Here is a 2,573-nt window from a genome sequence, read left to right on the forward strand (position 1 = left end):
AGGCGACCAGCACCGGCCCGTCCCCGGTCAGCCCGGTCAGCGCCCGGCGGACCGCGACCCGGACCGCGGCGACCGGCGGGGCGAGCGCGGCCACGGCGGACGGCTCAGCCGGCGGTCGGGGTGGCGGCGGCCGGCCCGTGCACCCGAGCCACCCAGGCGTCCGGGTCGCCCAGCTCCTCCAGCCGGGGCAGGGTCAGCGGCGAGCCGAAGATCTTGTTGAAGCCCTCCATGCCGACCCGCTCGACCACCCCGTGGACGAACTTGCGGCCCTCGGCGTACTGCCGCATCTTGACCTCGATGCCGAGCAGCCGGCGGATCGCCTTCTCCAGCGGGTTGCCGGACTCGCGGCGCCGGTTGAACGCGGCCCGGATCGACTCGACGCTCGGGATCACCTGCGGGCCGACGCCGTCCATCACGAACTCGGCGTGCCCCTCCAGGAGGGTCATCAGCGCGGTCAGCCGGTCGAGCACCGCCCGCTGGGCGGGGGTCTGCACGATGTCCAGCACGCTGGCCCGGCTCTCCGGATCCTTCACCGCGTCGGAGAGGGTGGCCACGCCGCGCCGCAGCCGCTCCAGCAGGTGCTCGCCGCCCTGCGAGGCGTCGACGAACGCCTGCACCTCGCCGAGGAAGTAGGCGCGCATCCACGGCACGGAGGTGAACTGGGTCCGGTGGGTCACCTCGTGCAGGCAGACCCAGAGCCGGAAGTCCCTCGGGTCGCAGCCCAGCTTCCGCTCCACCTCGACGATGTTCGGCGCCACCAGCAGCAGCTGGCCCGGATCGCCGGAGAAGACCTCGTACTGGCCGAGGACCCGGCCGGAGAGGTAGGCCAGCACGGTGCCGGCCTGCACCCCGGTCAGTCGGGAGCCGATTGCCTCGGTCAGCGGCCCGGGCCGCTTGTCCCCGGAGAGCCGGTTCACCAGCGGGGTGATCACCTCACGGAGCCCGGCGATGTTGGCGGCCGCCCAGTCCCGGCGGTCCACCACCTTCACCGGCGGGTGGGCGACCTGCGAACGCAGCCCGGTGTAGTCGGCGACGTGCCCGGCCGCCTCCTCGGTCAGCCGCCGCAGCTCGCCGACCACGTCGGTGGCCTCGGCATACGACACCCGGGGGCCCGACTTGCCCAGCGCCCCCGCGGTCGCGGCGGCCAGATCCCAGTCCACGAACTGCGCCATGCACCCACCGTACCCGCGCCGGAACACCCCAGCCCGGGGTCGCGACCGGGATCGACGCCGATCCCACCGCCCGCGCGGATCAGCGGCAGCCGCAGCCGGCCAGCGCCGAGGTGATCCGGTCGAGGGCCTGCCGGGTGGCGTCCAGGGTGTCCGGCGGCGCCTGGTCGGTCAGCACCGCGAACGTCAGCAGCCGGCCGTCGGCCGTGGTGACCAGCCCGGCGATGGCGTTGACCCCGGTCAGCGTCCCGGTCTTGGCGCGGACCACGCCGGCCCCGGCCTTCGTCACCGCCGCCTGGTAACGCTCGTCGAGGGTGCCGGACCAGCCGCCCACCGGCAGGCCCCCGAAGATCGCCGCCAGCTCGGGGTGACTGCCGTTGCCGGCGAGGGTAATCAGGTCGGTCAGCAGCGACGGGCTGATCCGGTTGGTCCGGGACAGGCCGCTGCCGTCGGCGAGGCTGATCTCGTCGGCGGCAGCCCCAGCTCGCCGATCACCGCGTCGGTCGCCGCGGCGCCACCGGCGAAGGAGGCCGGCTTGTTCCGGGCCAGGGCCACCTGACGGGCGAGCGTCTCGGCGATCACGTTGTCACTGTCGCTGATCATGATGTCGACCAGCCGGACCATCGGCAGCGACTCGACCTTGCCCAGCTCGGTGCCGGGCGTCGGCACCCCGGCCGCCGCGCTGGCACCGGACGCGGCGGGAGCCTTGCCCCGCTTCACGTCGGCGTCGCCGGAGAGCCCGAGCAGCCGGGCGAACTGCCGGCCGGCCATCAGGTCGGGCTGGGGCACCCGCTCGGCCGCGTGGTTGGTGGCCTCGGAGTTCCGCCGGGCCTCCTCGGGGTCCCGGCGGGCGCCGTCGGTCATCAGCGCGGTGATCGCCGCGCCGAAGCCGCCGGTGGGAATGTCGGCGTCCCAGCCCGGCTCGTACACCGGGCCGCTGAACAGGGACGAGTCGACGGTCACCTTGGTCGGCGCGGTGCCGCCCAGCGCCTTGCGGACCTGGGCGGCCAGGTCGTCCAGCCGGGCCGCGCCCGGGTAGAAGCCGTTCTTGTCCACGGCCAGGGTCGGGTCACCACCGCCGACGATGACCACCTCGCCGGGGGTCGCGCCGGCCACCGCGCGGGTCGGGATCCGGTACGCGGGACCCCGGGCGGCCAGCACCGTCACCGCGGTCGCCAGCTTGGTCACCGAGGCGGGCACCGTGGGCGCGTCCTGGCCGGCGCCGTACAGCGCATTTCCGGTGGTCACGTCCGCCACCGACACGTTCACCCGGTCGCCGAGGGCCGCCGCGCGGACCAGCGGGTCGAGCGCGGCGCGTACCCCGTCGGCGGACGGGATCGGGGCGTTGGCGTCCGGACGCGAGCACCGCCGCCGGGTCGGGCTCGGGGGCTGGGCGCTCGCCGA

1 protein-coding gene and 1 pseudogene are annotated in these 2,573 nt (G+C 75.1%); both read right to left on the reverse strand.

Annotation, left to right across the window (positions count from 1 at the left end; translation table 11 throughout):
* Positions 1–104: 104 nt before the first annotated feature.
* Complete coding sequence (locus JNW87_RS37400) at positions 105–1,172, reverse strand: zinc-dependent metalloprotease (RefSeq protein WP_109802639.1); 1,068 nt, start codon at positions 1,170–1,172, stop codon at positions 105–107.
* Between the two features lie 79 nt (positions 1,173–1,251).
* Positions 1,252–2,573: pseudogene (gene dacB / locus JNW87_RS37405) on the reverse strand (D-alanyl-D-alanine carboxypeptidase/D-alanyl-D-alanine-endopeptidase); the annotation flags it as partial.

The sequence above is a fragment of the Micromonospora sp. ATA51 genome (genome assembly GCF_016802855.1).
GTDB classification, from domain to species: domain Bacteria; phylum Actinomycetota; class Actinomycetes; order Mycobacteriales; family Micromonosporaceae; genus Micromonospora; species Micromonospora sicca.

Bases quoted from the DNA above. Each gene is read 5' to 3' on its own strand.
- JNW87_RS37400 (WP_109802639.1), bottom strand. From the start codon at position 1,172: ATGGCGCAGTTCGTGGACTGGGATCTGGCCGCCGCGACCGCGGGGGCG.